This is a genomic window from Bartonella sp. B12(2025) (assembly GCF_053795135.1).
Window position 1 is genome coordinate 217156 of record NZ_CP200031.1, and the last position, 23468, is coordinate 240623.

At 39.1% G+C, this 23468-nt stretch carries 15 protein-coding genes, 1 tRNA gene and 4 pseudogenes; 16 read left to right on the forward strand and 4 right to left on the reverse strand.

Annotated features, from left to right (window positions below; genetic code table 11):
• Positions 1-395: 395 nt before the first annotated feature.
• The 12 genes and pseudogenes from V3564_RS00925 to V3564_RS00980 form a co-directional block, all read left to right on the forward strand.
• A pseudogene (locus V3564_RS00925) lies at positions 396-1484 on the forward strand (phage terminase large subunit family protein); the annotation flags it as partial.
• A 117-nt stretch (positions 1485-1601) separates the two neighbouring features.
• A complete protein-coding gene (locus V3564_RS00930) occupies positions 1602-6542 on the forward strand; it encodes a DEAD/DEAH box helicase (RefSeq protein ID WP_455480987.1) in 4941 nt (1646 codons plus the stop codon).
• Between the two features lie 423 nt (positions 6543-6965).
• Positions 6966-7307: pseudogene (locus V3564_RS00935) on the forward strand (hypothetical protein); the annotation flags it as partial.
• 51 nt (positions 7308-7358) lie between these two features.
• Positions 7359-8670: pseudogene (locus V3564_RS00940) on the forward strand (phage late control D family protein).
• Positions 8667-8936: a hypothetical protein gene (locus V3564_RS00945; RefSeq protein WP_455480988.1), complete on the forward strand. Its 270-nt coding sequence runs from the start codon at positions 8667-8669 to the stop codon at positions 8934-8936. The pseudogene V3564_RS00940 and the gene V3564_RS00945 overlap by 4 nt, the downstream one beginning before the upstream one ends.
• A 37-nt stretch (positions 8937-8973) precedes the next feature.
• Entirely contained in the window at positions 8974-9693 is a 720-nt protein-coding gene (locus V3564_RS00950) for a phage antirepressor KilAC domain-containing protein (protein ID WP_455480989.1), read from the forward strand.
• Entirely contained in the window at positions 9690-9968 is a 279-nt protein-coding gene (locus V3564_RS00955; RefSeq protein WP_455480990.1) for a hypothetical protein, read from the forward strand. Before V3564_RS00950 ends, V3564_RS00955 begins: the two co-directional genes overlap by 4 nt.
• Positions 9969-10061: 93 nt before the next feature.
• On the forward strand, positions 10062-10727 hold the full coding sequence (locus V3564_RS00960) for a lysozyme (RefSeq protein WP_455480991.1): 666 nt from the start codon (positions 10062-10064) through the stop codon (positions 10725-10727).
• Complete coding sequence (locus tag V3564_RS00965; RefSeq protein ID WP_455480992.1) at positions 10724-10951, forward strand: hypothetical protein; 228 nt, start codon at positions 10724-10726, stop codon at positions 10949-10951. Before V3564_RS00960 ends, V3564_RS00965 begins: the two co-directional genes overlap by 4 nt.
• Positions 10952-11079: 128 nt before the next feature.
• Positions 11080-11298: a hypothetical protein gene (locus V3564_RS00970; RefSeq protein ID WP_455480993.1), complete on the forward strand. Its 219-nt coding sequence runs from the start codon at positions 11080-11082 to the stop codon at positions 11296-11298.
• 102 nt (positions 11299-11400) lie between these two features.
• On the forward strand, positions 11401-13443 hold the full coding sequence (locus V3564_RS00975; RefSeq protein ID WP_455480994.1) for an ATP-binding protein: 2043 nt from the start codon (positions 11401-11403) through the stop codon (positions 13441-13443).
• Between the two features lie 82 nt (positions 13444-13525).
• Positions 13526-13882 (forward strand): XRE family transcriptional regulator, encoded by a 357-nt coding sequence (locus tag V3564_RS00980; protein ID WP_455480995.1) that lies wholly within the window; start codon positions 13526-13528, stop codon positions 13880-13882.
• Positions 13883-14625: 743 nt separating this feature from the next.
• Here the strand turns inward: V3564_RS00980 and V3564_RS00985 are convergent.
• Complete coding sequence (locus V3564_RS00985) at positions 14626-15225, reverse strand: nitroreductase family protein (RefSeq protein ID WP_455480996.1); 600 nt, start codon at positions 15223-15225, stop codon at positions 14626-14628.
• A gap of 499 nt (positions 15226-15724) precedes the next feature.
• Here V3564_RS00985 and V3564_RS00990 point away from each other — a divergent pair.
• Positions 15725-16129, forward strand: a pseudogene (locus V3564_RS00990) (DNA adenine methylase); the annotation flags it as partial.
• A gap of 193 nt (positions 16130-16322) precedes the next feature.
• On the opposite strand, the gene V3564_RS00995 reads toward V3564_RS00990, so the two are convergent.
• Positions 16323-16398 (reverse strand) — tRNA-Phe (locus V3564_RS00995).
• Positions 16399-16804: 406 nt separating this feature from the next.
• Here V3564_RS00995 and V3564_RS01000 point away from each other — a divergent pair.
• The 3 genes from V3564_RS01000 (at position 16805) to V3564_RS01010 (ending at position 21277) form a co-directional block, all read left to right on the forward strand.
• Entirely contained in the window at positions 16805-17962 is a 1158-nt protein-coding gene (locus V3564_RS01000; RefSeq protein WP_455480997.1) for a phosphoserine transaminase, read from the forward strand.
• Between the two features lie 371 nt (positions 17963-18333).
• Positions 18334-19623 carry an adenylosuccinate synthase gene (locus V3564_RS01005; protein WP_455480998.1) on the forward strand — a complete coding sequence of 430 codons (1290 nt, stop codon included), beginning with the start codon at positions 18334-18336 and terminating at the stop codon, positions 19621-19623.
• Positions 19624-19849: 226 nt separating this feature from the next.
• Entirely contained in the window at positions 19850-21277 is a 1428-nt protein-coding gene (locus V3564_RS01010) for a hypothetical protein (protein WP_455480999.1), read from the forward strand.
• A gap of 134 nt (positions 21278-21411) precedes the next feature.
• Here the strand turns inward: V3564_RS01010 and rpoH are convergent, their stop codons facing one another.
• Together rpoH and V3564_RS01020 are read right to left on the reverse strand one after the other, a co-directional pair.
• A complete protein-coding gene (gene rpoH / locus V3564_RS01015; RefSeq protein ID WP_455481000.1) occupies positions 21412-22296 on the reverse strand; it encodes an RNA polymerase sigma factor RpoH in 885 nt (294 codons plus the stop codon).
• A 153-nt stretch (positions 22297-22449) separates the two neighbouring features.
• Positions 22450-23448 (reverse strand): RluA family pseudouridine synthase, encoded by a 999-nt coding sequence (locus V3564_RS01020; protein WP_455481001.1) that lies wholly within the window; start codon positions 23446-23448, stop codon positions 22450-22452.
• Positions 23449-23468 lie beyond the last annotated feature (20 nt).

Consider the following 23468-nt stretch of genomic DNA (forward strand, 5'->3'; position numbering starts at 1 on the left):
AGAGAGCAAAGCTTCGTAATATTCATTCTTTGGCAAATCTAATAATTTGTCTGGATGGGTAGCAGTTTTAGGTACTCCGATTCCCGTATTAAGGTAGATTAGCAATTCACCCGTAGGCTTGATTTATATTAATTCGCAGCCTTGTTTTTTAGCTTCTCTTAGGGCACGAGCAATGGCTGGCTGTGTTATGGTGGGAGGGCGATGTGGCATATCTTTTCTCCTAATTTTAGATGCAGTTTATCTGTGGCGTGAATCACGCATTTCATGAAAAGTTGTTATGGAAGAGGGCGGGGGTGCCGAGGAGGAGAAAGACCCCCATAGCGTTAAGCGGCTTTTATTGAGATTTGTTCCATGTCTTGTTCTATCTCTCCTAAAAACGCTTCAACAGCTTTATAGTGGCAAGTGCAGAGCCTGGATTGTGGAGAACAAAACGGACGCCTTATTTGCGGGAAATCATGGATAATCTTTCCTCTTACGTGCCGATTGAAACAACCATTGTGATGAAAGGTGCGCAGGTTGGTATGTCGGAAGCAGGACTGAATTTCTGTGGGTATGCGATTCATTTTAGCCCGAGCCCAGCACTCTATGTGATGCCAACTGTTGAGACAGCGAAGAAATTGTCGAAGACTCGTCTTGATCCGATGATTACGGCAAGTCCTGCTTTAAGTGAACGGATTGCTCCAGCTCGTGCACGCGACAGTGGTAACACAATGTTCTCGAAGGAATTTGACGGGGGCGTTTTGATGCTCACAGGAGCCAACAGTGCAGCTGGGCTTCGCTCTATGCCTATTCGTTATCTGATTTTGGATGAGGTCGATGCTTATCCTTTGAGCGTGGATAATGAAGGTGATCCCGTGGTGATTGCCGAAAAGCGTACATCGACCTTTGTGCAAAGAAAGATTTTTAAATTGTCGACACCAACACATCGTGACACTAGCCGTATAGCCAAAGATTTTGTGCTTGGAGATCAGAGATATTACAACGTGCCTTGTGATGCGTGCGGTGTGTTACAGCCGATTGTTTGGTCACAAATAAAATGGCCGAAAGGGTCACCAGAAAAGGCGGTTTTTGTTTGTGCCCATTGTGGTCATGAACATGCGGAGCATCGCAAAGCAGATTTGATGTCTGAAGAAAGGGGAGCGTGTTGGGTTCCAACAAGTGAATCAAGTCGACCGAATTTACGTTCTTATCACATTTCAGCACTCTATTCACCGTGGTTGACATGGGGAGAGTGTGCGCGTGAATTTTTAGATGCCAAAGATGATCCTGCACTTTTACAGCCTTTTATCAACACGGTTCTTGGAGAGCCATGGGAAGATAAAACGGGTGAAGTGATTGATCCTGAAAGCCTCTATGCACGGCGTGAAGAGTATCCTCTTGCACCGTCGCAAGCTGTGTTGTTGACAGCGGGTATTGATGTGCAAAATGATCGATTAGAATTGGAAGTTGTCGGTTGGGGACGTGGTGAAGAAAGCTGGCATTTGAAGGTAATCAGTAGATTAGGCTGTTTTAAGTCTTTTGTGCAGCACAATGGGCATTGACGAATTTATCTAGACACGGTAGTTGGGGATGTTTTAAAATGGGGGTAATTAGGGGGGAGCATGACGCTACAATTACTTTTACAGACATATCGTGATGAAGCGCGTACCGAACGAGATAAAGGTACATATTTTGAGCGTTTTTCTCTTGCGTATCTTACCCATGATCCTCTCCAGTTGAAACAGTATGAAAAGGTTCAAACTTTTAAAGATTGGGCTCATGAAAATGGTTGGGATGGTCGTGATACCGGTATCGATCTTGTTGCAAAGATTCGTAATGAAGATGGTTTTGCGGCAATTCAATGTAAATTTTATAATGCAGCGTATCGGATTAGAAAAGAAGACATTGATAGTTTTATTGCAGCATCAGGTAAAAAACCGTTCAAGCGGCGTGTTATTATAGACAGTACTGTCAATGCTTGGAGTGAAAACGCTGAAACAATGATAAGAGGACAGGATATTCCTGTTATACGGATTAGTCTTTCCGATATGCAAGAAAGTCCGATCCGTTGGGAAACTTTTGCTGCCAAAGGTAAAGTTGTGCTGGAGGATAAAAAGGAACCCCGTCCGCATCAGTTGGAGGCATTGCATTGTGTGCGCGCTGGACTTGCTGAAGCAGATCGCGGCAAGCTCATCATGGCTTGTGGTACCGGTAAGACATTTACCAGTCTTAAGATTGCTGAAGATTTAGCGGGTGAAGGGAAATTTGTCTTGTTTCTTGTGCCATCCTTGGCTTTAATGTCACAAACGGTGCGTGAATGGACAACGGATACAGAAATCGGATTACGATCCTTTGCTGTATGTTCAGATATACAGGTTGGAAAGCGCCGTAAAAGCAGTAATGATATTGCAGAAATTGATGTATTTGATCTTGCTTTTCCAGCAACAACAGATGCTGCTAAACTCGCAGAACATGCGAGTGATGGTGTTGCAGATGAGATGACCGTTGTGTTTGCAACCTATCAATCCATTCAGGTGATTGCGGATGCTCAAAAACAGTATGGTTTTCCAACATTTGATCTTATCATTTGTGATGAAGCCCATCGTACAACAGGTGCAACGCTGGTGGGAGAGGATGAATCCAATTTTGTTAAGGTTCATTCCAATGATGTTATTCATGCCAAGAAGCGCCTTTATATGACGGCAACACCACGTATTTTTGGTGATAATGCAAAAAGTCGCGCGAATGAAGCAAATGCGGTTCTTGCTTCAATGGATGATGAAAAGCTCTTTGGCAAAACACTTTTTTATCGTGGTTTTTCATGGGCAGTACAAAATAACCTTTTAACTGACTACAAGGTTATTGTATTAGCAATGGACGAGAAACTCGTGAGTTCAGCTGTTCAGAAGCGCCTTAGTGATGTCCAGTCTGAGCTTGTTCTTGATGATGCAACGAAGATTATCGGGTGTTATAAGGCGCTCTTAAAACAAGATGTGAAGGCTGACGTTGGGGCTGATCTGCATCCTATGCATCGTGCTTTGGTGTTTTGTAAAGATATTCGCAGCTCTAAACTGGTCCGTGATGAGTTTTCTGCAGTTGTCGAAGAATATCTTGATTATACTAAAGAGAATACGGAAAATGAGCCATTTCTGAAGTGTGAAGTCGAGCATGTTGATGGCACTTTCAATGCGAAGGATCGTGGTGCATTGCTCGATTGGTTGAAAGCTGGTGGTGATGATGATGTTTGTCGTATTTTGACCAATGCCCGTTGTTTGTCTGAGGGAGTGGATGTTCCGGCTCTTGATGCGATCATTTTTTTTAATCCACGGAAGAGTCAGGTTGATGTTGTTCAATCGGTTGGGCGTGTGATGCGTCGCTCTGAAGGAAAAAAGATGGGGTATGTCATTCTGCCAATTGGTATTCCTTCTGATATTCCAGTGGAACAGGCTTTAAACAATAACGAGAAATATCGGGTTATCTGGCAAATTTTGAATGCTTTGCGTGCGCATGATGATCGTTTTGATGCTACGATTAATAAGGCATCTTTAGGGCAGGATGTGAGCAATGTGATTGAGATTATTGGTGTCACCCAGAGTACTGAGTTACAGGCTGTTACTGCTGCTGTAGAAAATCTCCCTGTTCGGTCACAATCCGCACGATCACAAATTGGAACACCGGAGTATGATCTCACTATTACAGAAAATGTACAAGGAGAGCTTTCTTTCCCTGTAGATGAACTTTCTCGTGCGATCATGGCAAAGATCGTCAAAAAATGCGGTACGCGTGATTATTGGGAAGATTGGGCGAGCAATATTGCTGAGATTGCTAAGAATCATATCATGCGTTTAACAGGCATTTTAGCAGAACCAGACACTGAGGTGCGTCAAGCCTTTGACAAGTTTGTAGCAGAACTGCGTGATGACTTAAACGATGCTGTTACAGAGGCTGATGCGATTGAGATGTTGGCACAGCATATCATTACGCGTCCCGTATTTCAGGTGCTGTTTGAAGGGTATCAGTTTACGCGTGAAAATCCTGTATCGCGTGCTATGCAGCGTATGCTCGATATGCTTGATGAGGCAAACCTTGATAAAGAATCCAAAGATCTTAAGAGTTTTTATGCAAGTGTAAAATTACGAGCCAGTGGAATTACGGACCCAAAAGCAAAACAGAACTTGATTGTAGAGCTATATGATAAGTTTTTCCGTTACGCTTTTCCACGCACTGTAGAAAAACTAGGGATTGTTTATACTCCCGTTGAGATTGTAGATTTTATTATTCACTCAGTAAATGAGGTATTACAAAATGAATTTGAGCAAACGCTTGGCTCATCGGGTGTTCACATCATGGATCCCTTTACGGGAACAGGGACGTTTATCACACGGCTTTTACAGTCGGGTTTGATAAAACCAGAAGAAATGAAGCACAAATTTTGTCATGAGATTCATGCCAATGAAATCATGCTTTTAGCGTATTATATTGCAGCCATTAATATTGAGACAACGTATCATGATCTTATGGGGGGAGATTATATCCCGTTCGAAGGAATTTGTCTGACCGATACTTTTCAGCTTTATGAACAGGAAAAAGATCTGATTAGTGACTTGATGATGGACAATAGCACACGTCGTTCGCGCCAGAAGGAACTGGATATTCGTGTTATTGTTGGTAATCCCCCTTATTCTACTGGGCAAAAAAATGAAAACGACAATGCAAAGAATATCAGCTACGCCAAATTGGATCATCGCATCCGTGAAACTTATGCCACTCAATCTAAAGCGAGCAATGTTAATGGACTTTATGATAGTTATATTCGTGCAATTCGGTGGGCAAGTGATCGCATAAAAGACTGTGGTGTTATTGGTTTTGTGACAAATGCAGGTTTTATCAATGGATATTCTATGAATGGCTTGCGAAAAGAATTGAATGAAGAATTTTCAAGCATTTATGTTCTCAATTTGCGAGGTGATATTCGCAAAAATATTATGAGTAAAGGGCGCGCTCAAGAGGGGCAAAATGTTTTCGGAAGTGGAAGTATGACAGGTATTGCGGTGACACTGTTTATTAAAAATCCAAATGTCACGAAGCCGTGCGAAATTTACTATTACAACATTGGTGATAATCTCACAACGAAAGAGAAATTATCTGAACTTCAACGATTGGGTAGTATTGGTGGCATCAAGAGTGAAGATGGTTTGCAGATGATTAAGCCAGATAAATATGGTGATTGGCTAGATCAGCGCAACAGTGATTTTGAAAAATTTCTGGTCTTAGGTGACAAGAAGGGGGGCGATAAAAAGCTTTTTGAAAATTTTTCTTGTGGTATTTCAACTAGTCGTGATGCTTGGGCATACAACGCAAGTCGCGAGGCTTTAATGAAGAATATGAGCAATATGATTACCTTCTATAACAGTGAAGTAGAACGTTTTAATGCTGCGTATCTACATTCTGATCGCAAGGCACGTGCAAATTCTGTGAATGATTTTGTCAATACAAATGCTAGAAAAATCAGTTGGAGTCGTAGTCTTAAAGAAGAATTAATAAGGGGAAAGTTTTCCGAATTTGAAAATAATTGCTTAGTTCAAAGTCTTTATCGTGCTTTTACACGACAGTGGCTCTATTATGATCGTATTTTTAATGAAATGGTTTATCAAATTCCACGTCTATTTCCTCTGGGGGAAGTGGTTGAAAATAGGGTCATACAAGTTACGGGAAAGGGAGCAAGCAGTGGTTTTTCTGTTCTGATGACTAAAAATTTGCCCAACTATGATGCAATGGAGAAAGGTCAATGTTTTCCACGGTATATTTATGAAAATGCTGAGTTCTTAGACGATAAAGAAGAGAGCCAAGTTCATTTATTTGCAAATTTTGCAGAGGAAAGCAAAAGAGCTGGCTTGCAGCGACGTGATGCGATTACTGATGAAGGGTTGGCATATTTTAAGGCGGCTTATCCCGGTGAAATGATTACAAAGGATGATCTTTTTTTCTACGTTTATGGGGTGTTGCATTCTGAGGATTACCGTGTGCGTTATGCGCATAATCTATCCAAACAATTGCCGCGTATTCCAACTGTTAAAAAGGTAGAGGACTTTTGGGCTTTTGTTACAGCGGGTCGAAAGCTTGGTGATTTGCATATGAATTATGAAGATGTTGAGCCATATCCTGTTACATATAAACAGGGAGATCCACGCACTTGGATTATTTCTGATGAGGTGAGTTTCTATCGTGTTCAAGCAATGAAGTTTGCCGGTAAACGCGGTGCACTTGATAAAAGCACAGTGATTTATAATGCGCACATCACTATGCAGAATATTCCGCTTGAAGCTTATGATTATGTAGTGAATGGCAGGCCTGCTCTGGAATGGATTATGGAGCGGCAGGTTGTCAAAACTGATAAAGCAAGCGGTCTTGTTAATGATGCTAATCGCTATGCTGTGGAAACAGTTGGTAATCCAGCCTATCCCTTAGAATTGTTTCAACGGGTTATTACTGTAAGCTTAGAAACAATGAAAATTGTTCGCAATCTTCCAAAATTGGAAGTGAGAGAAACTGAAAATATTTAAAAAGTTACTTTTGATATGCAATAAGTGAGCGTCCACGTTTACTGCGTTCTTTTACTACATGTTTAAAAAAGGAAGTAGGTAAAACTTCTTTTGCTGGCTTGAGGCGTGTGAATTTTTCATCCGTCAATAATGGAGAAGCTACAGTTTTCTAATCTTTTTTAAGTAAAAGTTCGAAATAAACAGGCTTAAAGCCAGTTAAGTCATAATCAGTAAGCTCAGGCAGTATCAACAAAGCTTTCTGTTTCTGCATCCGTCTTGAAAATGGGTATTTGTTTTAATTTAGAGGTTTTCATAAAAATAAATCTTTCTTTGGTGCATTCTGTCTTCTCCTTACCCTAAAAGATGAGAAAGAGGCTGATACCATAACGTATGTATATTTAAATGTATTTACAAATCAATTACCTCATCTGAACAGGAGTCTTTGTGCAACCGCGAGAGAAGATAAGAGAGATATTTGTTGCATTGATAAAGGCAGCAAAGACAGCTGCTAATGAGGGTGTTTTCAATATGCGAGACTTTAATTTCTCTGTTAAGACAATGCCTGCCATTAACGTGTCTACGCAAAACGAGACACTAGAAGAGGGACATGACCATGGATTACGGCGGCGTGTTTTAACCGTTGATGTTGAATGTTATGTAACAGAGAAAGAGGGGGCACGCTGTGTTGATGAACTGGCGTGGGAAGTTGAAAGCATCTTTTATAGTAATCCCAATTTAAACAATACGGTTGAGAGCTATCGGTTACAGAATATTGCTTTTGCCTTCCTTGCCTTATCCAAAAGCAACACCAGTGATTAGAATTTGGGGCAGTGAAGAATGAAGCCTTTTTGCAGAGTGATGGCAAATGGCAAAGACATTACAAGCTCTTTAATGAATTATGTTTTGTCGATTGAAATTACCGATGAGGCAGAAGAGAAAAGTGACCGTATCACCATAGAGCTTGATGATCGTGCACGTGACAGTGATAACAGCTTTCTAGATATCCCTTTAATTGGGACAGTTGTTTTTATCACTATCGGTTATGAAGGGGGAGTTGTGCGTGACATGGGCACGTACTTGATTGATGAAATATCTGTCAGCAGCCCACCACAAAGCTTGAGTATTACAGGGCGCGCAGCTTCAATGAATACCTCTTATAGAACACCTAAAAGTCAATCCTATCACCAACAAACATTAGGCAGCATTATCCAGGAAATAGCACAGCGCAACGGCTATACAGCAAAAGTTGATCCTACTTTGGCAAAGATTGTTGTGCGTCACAGTGACCAAAAGGCGGAAAGTGACATGGCTTTTGCTGCACGCCTTGCCGCGGAATATGACGCTGTTGCAAAGCCTGTTGATGGGAAACTCGTGCTTGCCAAGCGCGGGTTTGGCAAAGCGATAACAGGTGAGCCACTTCCTATCGTTTCTATCAATGAACAAATGTGTAGCTCTTGGGATTTTAAGTATAGCGCGCGTGATGAAGCAGGGGCAGCCAATGGCTTGGGAACGGATGTGGGTGACGATCAAAAAGCTGCTTCTGCTGCACGAGCACCAGAAGAGATTGGGGAAGATGCAAACTTTATCCATATGGATGAAGGAGATACAAAAGAAAACCCTACATCACCGAATCTAAAAGAAACAGAACAAATATCTGGACAAGAAGAAGAGAAAAAGGGTGGTGTTCTTGCTGCTTATCATGATTTACGCAGTGGTGAAAAAAAAAGAGGTCAAAGTTGGGAATGCGCCCTTTCATGAATTAAAATACACCTATCATAATCAATCAGAAGCTGTTGCAGCAATTGCTGCTTATCGTAATAAATCATTGCGTGGAAAATCATCCTTTTCGTGTAGCATGGGTGGTAATCCCTTAATCCAAGCAGAAGCAAAGCTTGTTCAAGAACCGCCACTTCGACCTTATATCCCAGCAGAATGGCGCATCAAAAGCGTTAAGCACAAATTTGATAAGATAGGCGGGTATACCACAAAAATAGAATGCGAACTCTTTGACGAAGCACAGGAAGATGCTGCGGGAAACGTTGCCAATACAACACCAGACAAAGATGACATTATCGATCCCAACGCTCCACCTTACGCGTCATATGATGAAGGTGAGGACGTTATTCATATGGATGAGGGAGATATGTGAAAGAACAGAAAGCAATTTTATTCGTTGACAATATGGCAGGAACATGTCTATTGTTGATTCAGGTGCCTCAAAAACACCTTAAAACATCTAGCGGGTTGGTTACCGAAATAATCAGTCTTCCGCGCATTTTAAAGACTTTGACTCATTGTGTGCTTGTGGCATATAGTGATTTTGTCGGGTGTGGTTACACTATACAATACCCTTTTAGGGGAAAGTGTAACGACGGACTAGATGCCGTGTTTTTGAGCACCCGGCACTCTTCTTGAGTGTCAATCAAAAACATCTAACATCTAGGAGTTCATCATGAACACTCTTATAAAAATTACAGAAAGCACTGTTAATGGTGCAACGGTTCAGACTATGTCTAGCCGTGAGATTGCTGAATTGTGTGACAAACGGCATGACCATGTTATGCGTGATATTCGGCAAATGTTAGGAGAATTATACTCTGAAGGAGGTCTCCCCAAATTTGGGGGCACCTATTTAGATAAGCAGGGAAAGCCACAAAACTGCTATCACCTTCCTAAACGTGAATGTTTAATTCTTGTATCAGGTACTACATTGCGAGCCAAGATAGTTGACCGGTGGCAAGAATTGGAGAAGCAAGTATCCGCACCGCAGATTGATTATTCGGATCCACGCACGATACTTGGCGTTATCACTCATATGCAAGAGGAGTTGCAAAATAAAGACGCGTTAATTGAACAACAAGCCCATAAGGTTATAGCTTATGACCACCTAATCCGTGCTGATGGGACTATGTGCATCACAGATACCGCCAAAATGCTTGAAATACGTCCGAAAGATCTATTCGGCTATATGAAGCAAAAACGTTGGATATATAAGCGCGTGGGTACATCTGAATTTGTATCCTATCAGGATAAGATACAACGGGGGCTTATGGATTGCGCAACGAATGTGTTTAGAAGAGATGATGGCAGCGAGAAAATTTCTGTTCAGGCACGTGTTACAGCAAAAGGCTTGGCATTCTTGAGAGAACAAATCCACGGAGGTGTGCAATGAAGACTGATATCGACTCTTTGTGTGATTTGTGGCTGGTTTTATTTAAGCTTTGCAATCGTGATGATATTGACGATGAGGAATGTAATTCTTTGGTTAATAGCATGGATGCAGTAGAGAATGTTTTAGTTTTAAAGCTTAAAAAAGAATATCCGCATATTATCAGGCTTCTAGCAGTTCTTACAGATTGTGGAGGGTCAAACCTTCCTAAAATTATCGATCCTTTTCTGAGAGCTTATGATCCTACTTTAGAAAGCTCACTTAAGAAAGTGGCTTAACTTTATACTGAAGCTTATCTCTTGCCGTTGTTAAAGACGGGAAAATGAATTTTAAATATGTCAATCAGCTCCGCGTTTTGCGGGGCTTTTTTTATGGAGGGAAAAATATCGAAGGAAGGACTTGCACTCATTAAGCAATGGGAGGGATTGCGCTTGCAATCTTATCAAGATGCTACCGGTTTATGGACAATAGGTTATGGTCATACGAGTAATGCTGGAAAGCCTTTTGTTCATAAAAATATGAACATCACTGAAAAAAAGGCAGAAGATATTTTATTTCAAGATCTAAAACAATTTGAAAAGGCAGTTGAACAAGCAGTCGTTGTCCCTTTAACCGATGAACAATTCGCGGCGTTAGTGTCCTTTTGCTATAATGTAGGAATAAAAGCTTTTTGCAATTCAACATTGCTCAAAAAGCTGAATAAAGGGGATTATGAAACAGTGCCAGCTGAATTACAGAGATGGAGTAAAGCAGGGGGAAAACGTCTTCAAGGTCTTGTAAACCGCCGTGCAGCAGAAGCAGGCTTATGGGCAAAAGGCTCTTATGTTTCTTCCAATTATCAAGCAGTAGAGACAAAAGAATCAACAGGTCTTTTCAAAATAGAAGCACTTGCCCCCATTATAGGCTCTTTTTCTGGACTTGGAGGCTTGTTAGCGGGCAATGGCCCAGTTCAACGGGCTTTGGCAGCCATTATGATTATAGCTGTCTGTATAGGTGTTATGTTTATAGCCAAACGTTTTCATGAGCAGCGCTTATGATCTGGCGGGTAAAGAAAAACTTTGTACTCATTATGGCAGCTTTGGCTGCTTTTTTTATGGTCATAGCGAAAGCCTTTTACCTTGGAAAGAAGTTTGAACAACAGAAGCAAACAGAGAAAGTTTTAGCAGCAGCAGCAACAAGGCTTAAGGTGGAAAATGAGATTAACAAGAAAAGTGATGCTGATGTGCGTGCTGATCTCTCTGACTGGGTGCGCGACAAATAGGTCTGTTTCCTGTCTAGGTTGGATGCCCATTTACTTAAGCAAACAAGATCTGAACGCCATCAGCTCAAACTTAGCAAGAGATATCTTAAAGCATAACAAACAAGGTGAATGCTTGTGCTGGTGGAAACATGGTCAGAAAAAAGACTAAAAAAACAACAGAGCTTACGGAATCAGAAAAAGAAATGCTTCAAGAAATGATCGTTACCTACCAAAGTTTGAAAGTGATGTCTCGTTTTATGAAATGGATTGTGTTCATCATCTTTCTATTCATTCTTGAATTTGCACGCCTCATGGATGCACTAGACAATATTTTTATGCATCTAAAGCAGTGGTTTTCAAAAAGTTGATATTTTGTTTACGTTAAGAACAATTTTTTATGATACGAAATAAATATTTGTTATCATAGACGATGAAATGAGCATTATCTGGTAGAAAAAGTAGGAATAATTATGGGAAATGTCGCACTTAAAGAAAAACAAGAAAAGAATAGCATTCAGCAGTTTTCTATAAAAGAAGACCTTGTTGGAAGAGTTCTTCGTTTTCCTAAACCCTCTACTTCAGCAGAAGCTTTGCAACCTGTTTTTGAAGCAATAAGTAATGCTATTCACGCACTTGAAGGTGTTGAGCAAGGAACTTACAGAGTTGATGGTGAAATAGATGTCAGTATCAGAAACACAGATGGAAATGATTCACTTGAAATTGTGGTTAAGGATAATGGTGTAGGATTAGATAATGAGCATTTTCAAGCTTTTTGTACTATAGATACTAATTTTAAATTAAAAAAAGGAGGAAAGGGAGTTGGTCGACTTTTATGGTTGCAAGCCTTTAAAGAAATAGAGGTTAATAGTGTATTCCGTGAGGAAAAACAGCTCTATCATAGAAGTTTTGGTTTTTATTTAGAAAACGATAATCAGATTCTTAACCATTCAAAAATTCCCTTGACGAATGAAGAGATGACGGGAACAGAAGTTGTTTTTCGAGGTTTGAGAGATTCTGCATATAAGAGTTATTTTCCACGCAAAATTGAAACAATTATTGACCATATGGGATCACATTTTTTTTCAGATTTAATTTTAGAAAGACTTCCAAGAATAAATTTTTGTCACGGTGAGCGATCTATTGATCTAGCAAAGAAGATTGGGCAATATTTAGTAGAAAATAAGGGTGAAATTCTGCTTGAGACCGAAGAATTTGGTTTGTTAAAAATTCACAATTTTATTTGTTTATCGGATGCTAGCCGTAATTTTAAAGGAAATCACCAGCTGCATTTTTCTGCGCATAGCCGCACTGTCGCTACCGAACGTATAGACGGTCTTTTTGGTTTTGGAAAACTAGGAGAGCAAGGATTAGTGTATCATGGTTGTATAAGTGGTCAATACTTAGATGATAGAGTTAATCAAGAAAGAACCAATTTTTCTTTCAAGAGCAATGTATTACAAGATATTATACACATCATTGTTGATAATATTTTAGATGGTACTCTTTCCCAAGAAAATGAAGAATATGAAAAAGAACGTTTAGATAAATTAAAAAAGTTTTGTAAAGAGAATCCTTCTTATCACTTTGATAGTTATGAAAACTTATTAAAAAAACTTCCTAAATCTGCAAATGATCCAGAGAGTTTTGTTAGAGAATTAGCTATTTATAAGCTTAGAAAAGATAAAAATAGAAATACGAGAATTGAAAACATATACAGTAAAATTACTAAAGGAGAAGCTAACACAAAGAGTTTCTCAGATGAAGTTTCTCAACTTGCAAATGATGTTAAAGATGAAGAAAAAAGACAATTAGCAGAGTATGTTATACGTCGTAAGGTTGTACTTGATATTTTAGAAAAATTAATAATAGAGGTTAAAAAAACTGATTCTGGTGAAGAAGTAGGACATTTAGAAAAAACATTGCATGAACTTATTTGTCCTATGCAAGTTCGTGGTGATGATTCTCAAGCTTACGACAATTTGGCTCATGATTTATGGATTATTGATGAAAGGCTAACATTTACCAGATATTTCTCTTCTGATGTTCCTTTTAATAAAATCATGGAGGACAGTACAGCAAAAAGTCGTCCTGATTTATTATGTTATGATAGAGTGCATGCTTTAGGTCGCATGTGTTCTTCTGATACAGATCTAGACAAATTAATGTTGGTGGAGTTTAAAAGACCAGGAAAGAAACAATATAGCTCTGGTTATTCTCCTGATTATCAAATCAAGAAATACCTTGCTGAGCTTCGAGGAAAGCGCATAAAGACATTCGATAATAAGAGTATAAAAATTTCAGATCAGTGCATTTTTTATTGTTATATTATTGCTAATATTGAAGGTGAATTTGATGAGCAGACGGCTGGCTGGCAGGAAACAGCTAATGGTCGGGGAAGAATTATGAATCTAAACAGTAAATTGCGAGGAACGATTGAAATAATAGAGTGGCATGACTTATTGGCAGACGCTAAATTAAGAAATCAAGCATTTATTTCCACATTGCAGGCTTGATTTGGAAAAATTTCTCTACGCACTTTAAGTAATGGTTAACTAAAAATTGATTTTTTTCTCGAATCAGAACGGATATTTATTTTTGTTCAAAGGAATTCTATTCAGATGCTTACGTCATTTTGGTAAAATTTTATGTAAGCTTCGTATTGATCGTGCAGAGCGCTTTTTCGATATGGCTGGAAAATTAAGTATTTCGTCAGCATTTCTATCTTTTGTGGAAATTGGAAAAAAGTCTGCACCAGCTCGTATGGCAGAAAAAATTATTGAACTCTATGCTTTAGATCAAGATACTGCTTCTCTTTTAAGAAAAGCAGCTGATGCTTGCCGTACGAGTTTTACAATAAGGCCTTCTGATCCATTTAACCGCAAAACTTATGACATGTTTGATAGAGTGCTGTCTAGCTTTTCAAAACAGGGCTTAAAAAAATCAAAGCGTTAATGGAGAAGCTAGAGACTAGAGGATAGTTTTCACAGTCACTCATCGCTACGAGAAAGCCAACGGTTGTACAAAAGAAATTATCTTAGAAGTGCCAGAAAAGGAAAGGGGAAACAGTAAGCAATAGAGGTTGAGCTAGTTATCCAGCCAACGGGGATAAGTTAGCGACCAACCCTTCCGATACCAAAAGACATAATATCGCAGCTACTTCTTATCACTGAAAGCAATGAGAAGGTGGCTATCATGGATGGAAGAAGTTAATAAAATATGGACACAATCTACTCTGAAATATTAAAATTTGTTTATTCCATTATGCAGAAGAGAAGAAAGACTCATAAAGGAACTTTAAAAGCTTTTTAAAAATCCTTTTGAAGTCCCTTTGAGATCCCCTCAAAATCCTTTGAAAAAAATAAATTGATGCAAAATTAGGTTATAAATAATAGTACAAAATCGGGTGGCAAGCCACAATGACCAATGGCATCTTGTTTGAGTATACCCATCAGTTTTAGCAAGATATAGCCAAAAAAATTACGATGGCGGTTAGAATATTCTAAACGCTGAATATCTTAAAGATTCCCACCATCATAATAGTATTTTTTATTTTGGAGAACAGTTAGTGCTCAATGGCAATGATACAAAAAGCTACTTGTGTAATAAAAATGCATCTGCTTGAGGACAAGAATTCTCTCAATTACTAAAGACATGATGAATTCTTCATCTAGGCTGATCATTTTTATTCAAAAGTTTCATCCAAACACTTTAAAACGAATGTCATTGTCGATGAAGGTTTTTTCGGAGAAAGGTTGTTCATTAGAGCCAAATGGCATCTGCGCGCATAGTTTCCAATTGGCAGGGATATTCCATGTGTTAGCGACATCAACATCGATTAGTGGATTATAGTGCTGTAGACTAGCACCGACATTAGCATTGGCTAACGCTGTCCAGACTGCAAATTGTGCCATGCCACCTGATTGTTCCGACCAAATTGGGAAATTGTTGGCGTAGAGAGAAAATTTATCTTGCAGATTTTTGATAACATCCTGATCTTCATAAAATAGTACAGTACCAGCGCCAGCAGAAAAGCCATTAATTTTAGCTTCACTTTGCGAAAAAGACTCAGCTGGAACGACTTTGCGTAAAGCATTTTTTGTTATATCCCAGAGTTTTTCACTTTCATTTCCAAACAGGATCACAACACGGGAACTTTGAGAATTAAAAGAAGACGGTGCATAGCGGATAGCCTCCTTAATCAGGGTTTCGACTTCAAGCTTAGAAACTGGAAGGTTTTTTCCTAAACTGTATTGTGTACGGCGTTTTTTTATATTTTCGATAAGGATATTGCTCATATTTTGCTTCCATTAGTAATTTTATTAGATGAATAAGTTAATATAACAAATATTCTAGGGGGTAAATATTTTTTATAAGAAAACATATTCAGATTCATAATAAATGCTGATTGTACTCAGAAAAGGGCTGCCATTCCATTTGTACAGGTATCCGTTTGACTTGTAAGTATAGTTGGTAATAGATGAAGCATGTTTACTATTGCTTTCCTCAAGAACAATCTGCGGTAATTTAATTAGAGAGGTTGCTGTATTAATGTGATCTCTCAGCGTATATTGCTTTTTGTGCGTGTTGGGAGACAGTAGCTTTCTGTTTTGCATTTTAAAAGTAGAGTCTTAGCATGCACGGCTCTTCATTGTGATAAAAGTAGGTGACACGCTTCATGTTTTAGGTTTTTTACCAACGTCTTTTAACAGCAACCATTATCGATCATGCGAGGAATGAATCCAATAATTTTGAAGCAGGGTTTGATGATAGCGGTAAGGTGGTAAATATTACGGGTTTGGAGTTTCACTTGATCGTAGTGCACGGTTTAATACTTTGAAGGTTGAAGCGTTGTTAGAGTCTCTTTACTGCCGCTTAGCAGGGGTTACCCTTGAACACTTAAACTGGTCAGACTTTATGCTGTGCTATGATAAATCAAACGTTTTGTTTTACCTTTATCCTCCTTATTGGGATGTTGAGGATTACTATGGAAAGGATTTGTTTAGGCGGGAAGATTATCAGGCGATGACCGCGATTCTTGCGCAATTAAAGGGCAAGTTTCTTCTTTCTCTAAATGACGTACCAGAGATTTGGAAAACCTTTAGTCAGTTTCATATAAAAGAGGTCACTACACTTTATTCATGTGGCAGTCCAAATAATGCTATTGCCAAAGAACTGATCATCACAAATTGCGATTTTTAACAGAAAAAATAACCTTTGAGGGACTTTTTAAAGTCTTTTTGAAGATCTTTTTAGAAAATAAATTTGTGCAAAACGCAAAATTATGTGCCAAGCTATGCACATTTGAAAATCCTATTCCCTCACCTTTATTTACGTATCCCTCACGTTGAAAAAACAAATAAAATCAACAAGCTGTACGTCATAAAAAAGAGCATGGTGCCCAGACGCGGATTCGAACCACGGACACGCGGATTTTCAGTCCGCTGCTCTACCAACTGAGCTATCTGGGCACGCTTCACAAAATACGTGAAACGTGTGCGGTTATAACATTAAAATTTTCTCTGTCCAGTCATCAAGAGAAAAATAATTGATTTTTTATAAGTTTATCTTCCTATTCTAGGCAACTGTAACTACCCTTTTCATAAAATAAACTTGATAGGTGTATTACGATACGTTAATGATAACGTATCGTTATCAGAATGCTATTTTATCATGGTGGTAAGGCGAGGGAAACTTTTTAAAGATCAATCTATAAGCTAGTTAAGAGGGATTTTTTATAAGGTTTCCGCGTATTTTAAGCTTATGAAATAAATAAAAAACATTTTTGATTTTATCTTAAGGGGACTATTGGCACAGTCTTTAATAATAATTGTTTTTCTTTAAAGAAAGGCAAGCCATCTAAAAGGGGAGAAAATAATGTTAGAAAAACCAAGTTATCGTCCCAAAAATCCTAATTTTTCTTCAGGGCCTTGTAGCAAGCGACCTGGCTGGACTCCTGAAGTTCTTAAAAATGCATTAGTTGGGCGTTCGCATCGATCTAGAGTAGCAGAATTAAGACTTGCTGAAGTCGTTGATTTAACCCGTGAGATTCTTGAAGTACCTTCTGATTACCGTATAGGGATTGTTCCTGCTTCAGATACTGGTGCTGTTGAGATGTCTCTATGGTCTTTATTAGGTGAGCGTGGCGTCGATATGGCGGCGTGGGAAAGTTTTGGATCAGGGTGGATTGCAGATGTTGTTGAGCAATTAAAGCTTTCTGATGTGCGTCGTTTCGAAGCTCCTTATGGTGAACTGCCAGACTTAACACAAATGGACTTTGATCGTGATGTTGTTTTTACATGGAATGGAACAACTTCTGGCGTGCGTATTCCTAATGCAGATTTTATTCCAGATAAGCGAGCAGGATTGACAATTTGTGATGCAACATCAGCAGCCTTTGCACAAAATCTTGATTTTCTAAAATTAGATGCTGTTACTTTTTCATGGCAAAAAGTTTTAGGAGGGGAAGCAGCACATGGTATGTTAATTTTAAGTCCTCGTGCTGTTGAGCGGCTTGAGAATTATGTTCCTTCTTGGCCCATACCCCAAATTTTCTGTATGACAAAAGATAGAAAATTGAAGGAAAATATCTTTAAGGGGGTAACAATCAATACACCTTCTCTGCTGTGTGTTGAAGATTTTCTCGATGGGTTAAAGTGGGCAAAGTCGCAGGGTGGTTTGCAGGCATTAATGGCGCGAGTTGAGAAAAACTTTTCTGTACTTGATGTTTTTGTTCGCAAAACACCTTGGTTAGAATATTTGGCAAAAGATCCTCAAGTACGTTCTAATACATCTGTTTGTTTAGATATTGTGGATCCAGTTATTACTGCTTTGGATGTTGAAAAGCGAGCCTCTTTTATAAAAGCGGTAGTAAATCGTCTTGATGAAGAAGGAGTTGCTTATGATATTGGTTCGTATAGAGATGCTCCTCCAGGGCTTCGGATTTGGACAGGTATAACCATTGAAGCTTCCGATCTTGAAATTTTAACGCAATGGCTTGAATGGGCATTTCAGGCCGAAAAAGCTCGGCTTTAAGTAAGTTTTGGTGATTTTTATAACGCGTTTTTTAGACAAAGAATACGGGAGATTATGATGTTCTTTCGTATTCTTGCATCAAGCAAGAAAGTTTCAACTGTTACACAAATCGCAAAGGGATATGCGCGATTTGTCAGATGTTTGCTAATGCAATAACTAAAAGCTCTAAATTTTTTTACTTTTTGCGGCAAAATGACTGATTTAGAATGAAGATATATTTTATATCTTGGTAATTTGTTCGCCCTTATTATCATGAATTTGAAGATTGGGAAAAGCTGAAATGAAGAGTCGCGCTTGCTCTAAGGTTTCGTTATAAAGAGGTATTTGTTTTTGAATGCGGTTTTATTTGAGCAAACACGACGGAGAAAGTTATGACCAATGTAGTAGTTGTTGGCACACAATGGGGCGATGAAGGAAAAGGTAAAGTTGTAGATTGGTTGTCTGAGCGGGCAGATATCGTGGTGAGATATCAGGGTGGTCATAATGCAGGTCATACATTAGTTGTTGATGGGATTAGTTATAAATTATCGCTTTTACCGTCTGGTTTGGTTCGTGGGAAGTTATCAATTATCGGTAATGGTGTTGTGGTTGATCCCCATCACTTTGTAGCAGAATTAAAAACACTACGTAATCAAGGTGTGAAAATTACACCAGAAATTTTACGTATTGCTGAAAATGCTCCATTGATTCTTTCTTTGCATCGCGATCTTGATGCAACTCGGGAAAGCGGTTTATCGGGCTTAAAAATTGGTACGACAAAGCGCGGTATTGGTCCGGCTTATGAAGATAAGGTGGGGCGTCGTGCTATCAGAGTGATGGATTTGGCGGAACCTGATACGCTTATGGCTAAAATCGAACGACTTTTGGGGCATCATAATGCTTTGCGTCGTGGGATGGGCGTTGCAGAGATTGATTCTCGCACGCTTTACAATGAGTTGGTGCAAGTAGCGGATGAAATTCTACCTTTTATGGATTGTACGTGGCGTCTTTTAGATGAAAGTAATCGGATAGGAAAGCACGTTCTTTTTGAAGGTGCACAAGGTGCTTTATTAGATAATGATTTTGGAACTTATCCTTATGTGACGTCATCCAACACAGTTGCTGGACAGGCATGTACTGGCTCAGGCATGGGACCTGGTTCGATTCATTATGTTTTGGGTATTGCAAAAGCTTATACAACACGTGTTGGAGAAGGGCCATTTCCGACAGAGCAGATAAATGATATTGGAACGTTGATTGGAATGCGTGGCAAAGAATTTGGTGTTGTAACTGGCCGAAAACGTCGATGTGGTTGGTTTGATGCTGTCTTAGTACGTCAGATGGTAACGATTTGTGGTGTTCAGGGCATAGCGCTGACAAAGCTTGATGTTTTGGATGGTTTGGATGAAATTAAAATCTGCATTGGCTATGAGCTTGATGGTAAAAGAATCAATTATTTACCATCCTCGATGGGAGTCCAGGCTCGTGTAAAACCTATTTATGAGACATTGGAAGGTTGGAAGGAAGAAACAGCACATGCATTGAACTGGGACGATTTGCCGATACAGGCTGTCAAATATATATGCTATATTGAAAAACTGATAAACACACGGGTGGCTTTGTTATCCACTAGTCCTGAGCGTGAAGATACTATCCTTATTACTGATCCTTTTGCAAATTAATCATTATTTTTAGATTTTTTTATTTTTGTGTTTTTCTACAAAGAGAAACGTAAGGTCGAGTAAGAGAAAGGTGCAAAATAGCATTGTTTATTTTCCATATTCAATTTAAATGATTACGATAGCTGTATCAGTATAAATGACAATCAATTTAAAAGGTTAAAATAAAGGCGTTTTTGATTTTACGGCTGGGATTTCTTTTTTTAGTTTGAGAAAGATTATAGAGGATATGATAGATTTCGTTGGAATCTTAAAAAAAGCAATCAATGCACAAAGTAATGTTACACCACAAGTGCGTAAGCGGATTTATAAACGGGCTATCGAAACACTAGAGCACCAGTTTGTAGCGGCGACAATACCGCAAGCAATGGCAGATGAGCAAAGAAAGACTTTGCAAAGTGCTATTACAACTGTTGAAGAAGAATATTTAGCGGTTGAAAAGAAGTTGCTTTCTTCAGTTATTGGATGGAAATCTATAAGTATAGCTGAAGATGACAAGTGTGCACAAAGCTCTGTATTACCACAAGGTAACGAGTTTTCAGTGGTAGAAACAAAAAGAAGACAGAATTCTATTACAAGTTTAAAGGATAATAAGGCGTTTGATAAGGCTTGTGTAACAGTTGTGCCAGACGCAGAGATTGTCAAGATGGAAGCATATTTGGTCTCTCAGCATGTTGATGACAGTATGTTAAAAGCTACTACTTCAGATTCTTCTTCGCAAGGAGATAACCCGCACATTGTTTCGCATATTTTTTCTCAGGCTTTGCGTCGTGCTAATCGGACGTCGATGCACAAGCGTATTGTGATAAGTGTTGCTGTTGTTGTCAGTTTTACCGTCTTAATTGTTGGTATTTGTTTCGTTGGTGGACGTGTGTTTATTTCAAACGATCATCAGTTGCCAGGGGAAAATCTTCAAGCTTCTCATGTGTTACCAAAGGCACTTTCGGTTAATCGAAAGTTAACACAACGTTTATTAGAGAATGGAAGTGAAGTTGATGTCGGTTTAGATCAAACAGCAGATTCTCCCAATGAAGAAGGAACTTCAACAGTTGTTGCTAACAATTTGCAGCCGCTTGAGCAATTGGGTGAAGCTGTTTTTTATCAAGCGCGTACAAATTATGATACAGAAAAAGTGGCAACGGGGAGTGTTCGTTGGACGCTGATAAAAGAGTCTCGTATAAAGGGTGCTCCAGAAGAATCAGCTATACAAGGTGATATAACAATTCCAGATGAAGGATTATCGTTACGGTTAATTTTACGTCGTAATACCGATTCGTCTTTTCCTGCTGCGTATATTATGGATCTTATTTTTATTCTTTCTGATAAATTTTCAGGTAAGGCTATAAGCAATATTCAGGCATTAACTTTTAAAGCAAGTGAACAGTCTATTGGGCAGACTTTAACACGGACTGTTACAGCGAAGATTGATGATGGTTTTTTTCTGGTTGCGTTGAGCAGAAATCATCCATTTCTTGACAGAAATTTACAATTAATGCGGGAATTAGGTTGGGTACGTTTGGTGTTAACCGATAAAAACGGGCGTATAAATGAATTAACCTTTGCAAAAGGTTCAACAGGTAAGTCTATTTTTAATGAAGTTATTGGACAATGGCTTGCGCAATCAGATAAGCTAACAGTTCTCGATCAGAAAAAATAAAACACCGATACAGGTAAGTAAAAAGGCTATAAAAAGAACTTTCACCGTCAAAAGAGTTTTGTGGATCAATTCAATAATATAAAACCAATTGCACTTACTCTCATCCCCTCCTAAGAATGCACAAATAATCAGCCTTACACTTGACCTTGGGATAAAACAAAAGCTTTTATAAAATTTTGTACTTTTTCAAATGCACGCATTTCAATTTGTCTTACACGTTCCCGACTGATGTTAAATTCACTTGAGAGTTCTTCTAGTGTCAATGGTTTATCGCTTAAACGACGAGCTTTGAATATACGTTTTTCACGTTCATTTAGGTTGTCCATAGCACTTATTAGCATGGAACGACGATTTTCTAATTCATTTTGCTCAATCAAAGTCTGTTCCTGATTGTTGGAATCATCCACCAACCACTCTTGCCATTCACTGTTTTCCCCTTCTTTTGTACGAAGAGGTGCATTGAGCGAAGTATCACCCCCAAGTCGGCGATTCATTGAGATGACTTCATCTTCTGTGACATTTAACTGGGTTGCAATTTCTTTTACTTGTTCTGCATTGAGATCACCACTGTCAAGTGCTTGAAGTCTACTCTTTAACTTACGAAGATTAAAAAACAAACGCTTTTGATTGGCGGTTGTTCCCATTTTTACCAAACTCCAAGACCGCAATACATATTCTTGGATTGATGCTTTAATCCACCATATTGCATAGGTTGCAAGACGGAAACCACGTTCTGGCTCGAAACGCTTAACAGCCTGCATAAGTCCAACGTTGCCTTCTGAGATGACTTCTCCAATGGGCAGTCCGTAGCCCCGATATCCCATTGCGATTTTGGCTACGAGGCGCAAGTGACTGGTTACCAATCTATGCGCGGCTTTTAGATCGTTATGTTTACGATAACGCTGAGCGAGCATATATTCTTCTTTGGGCTCAAGCATTGGAAAACGACGTATTTCCTCTAGGTAACGATTTAATCCTCCGTCACCTGTTGTCACTGATAGCAGATTCATATGGGCCATATAGCACCCTCCTTTTGCATGAATTCCCTAATAAGGCAAATTCTACTTTGAGACATTATAAATATCTCTCTAAATTTATCCTAGCATAATTTTCAATTTTGTTCAAAAAGAGATATTTTATTGTGAAATCCTGAAAAGGCTAAAAGTTTCAATTCATTTTTTAAAATTCTTGATAAGTTCAGCCATATCTTGGGGAAGTGGTGAAGAAAAAGACATAATTTTTCCTGTAGAAGGATGTTCAAAAGTAAGACTAACTGCATGGAGTGCTTGTCGGTTGAATTGATCAACAGCATTTTTAATTACGGGATCAAGTGTATTTGATTTTGTTTTAAAAGAATTTCCATAGACAGTATCACCTATGAGCGGGTGTCCGATATAAGCCATATGTACACGAATTTGGTGGGTACGTCCGGTTTCCAAACGGCATTCCAGAAGACTGGCACAAGATGTTGTATCTGCACAGGTTCCATATTTTTCAAGTAAAGAAAAATGCGTAACAGCATGGCGAGCATAAGGATTTTGATTATGGATGACAGCTTGCTTTGTTCGGTTATGGGGGGAACGGCCAAGAGATGCATTAATTGTCCAAACATTGCGACTGGGAGTTCCCCAAATCAAGGCGTGATACCGTCGATCTAATGCGCTGGTACGTCCATGGTCAGAAAATTGGGCACTGAGGCTTTTATGAGCAAGGTCATTTTTGGCGACAACCATGACTCCACTTGTATTTTTATCGAGACGATGGACAATGCCGGGACGCTTAACACCGCCGATACCAGACAAACTATTTCCACAGTGATAAATAAGAGCGTTAACTAATGTTCCGCTCCAATTACCATTGCCGGGATGAACAACGATACCAGCTGGTTTATTGATAACAATGACGTGATCATCTTCAAAGAGAATGTCCAATGCAATGGCTTCACCGCTAGGTTCTGCATCACGAAGGATAGGCATTGTCAATTCGATCATTTGGTTGGGTTTTAATTTTGTTTTCGGCTCTTTTATTAACTGATCATCAATTTTAAGATAGCCTTCACGGATGAGAGTTTGCAGACGTGAACGTGACAGGGCGTTGTGATATTGTTTAGCAAGCCACTGATCAACCCGTTGCCCAAGAGCACTCTCATCCGTTATTCGCTGTGTTATCATACAATTCCTATGAAGCTTTA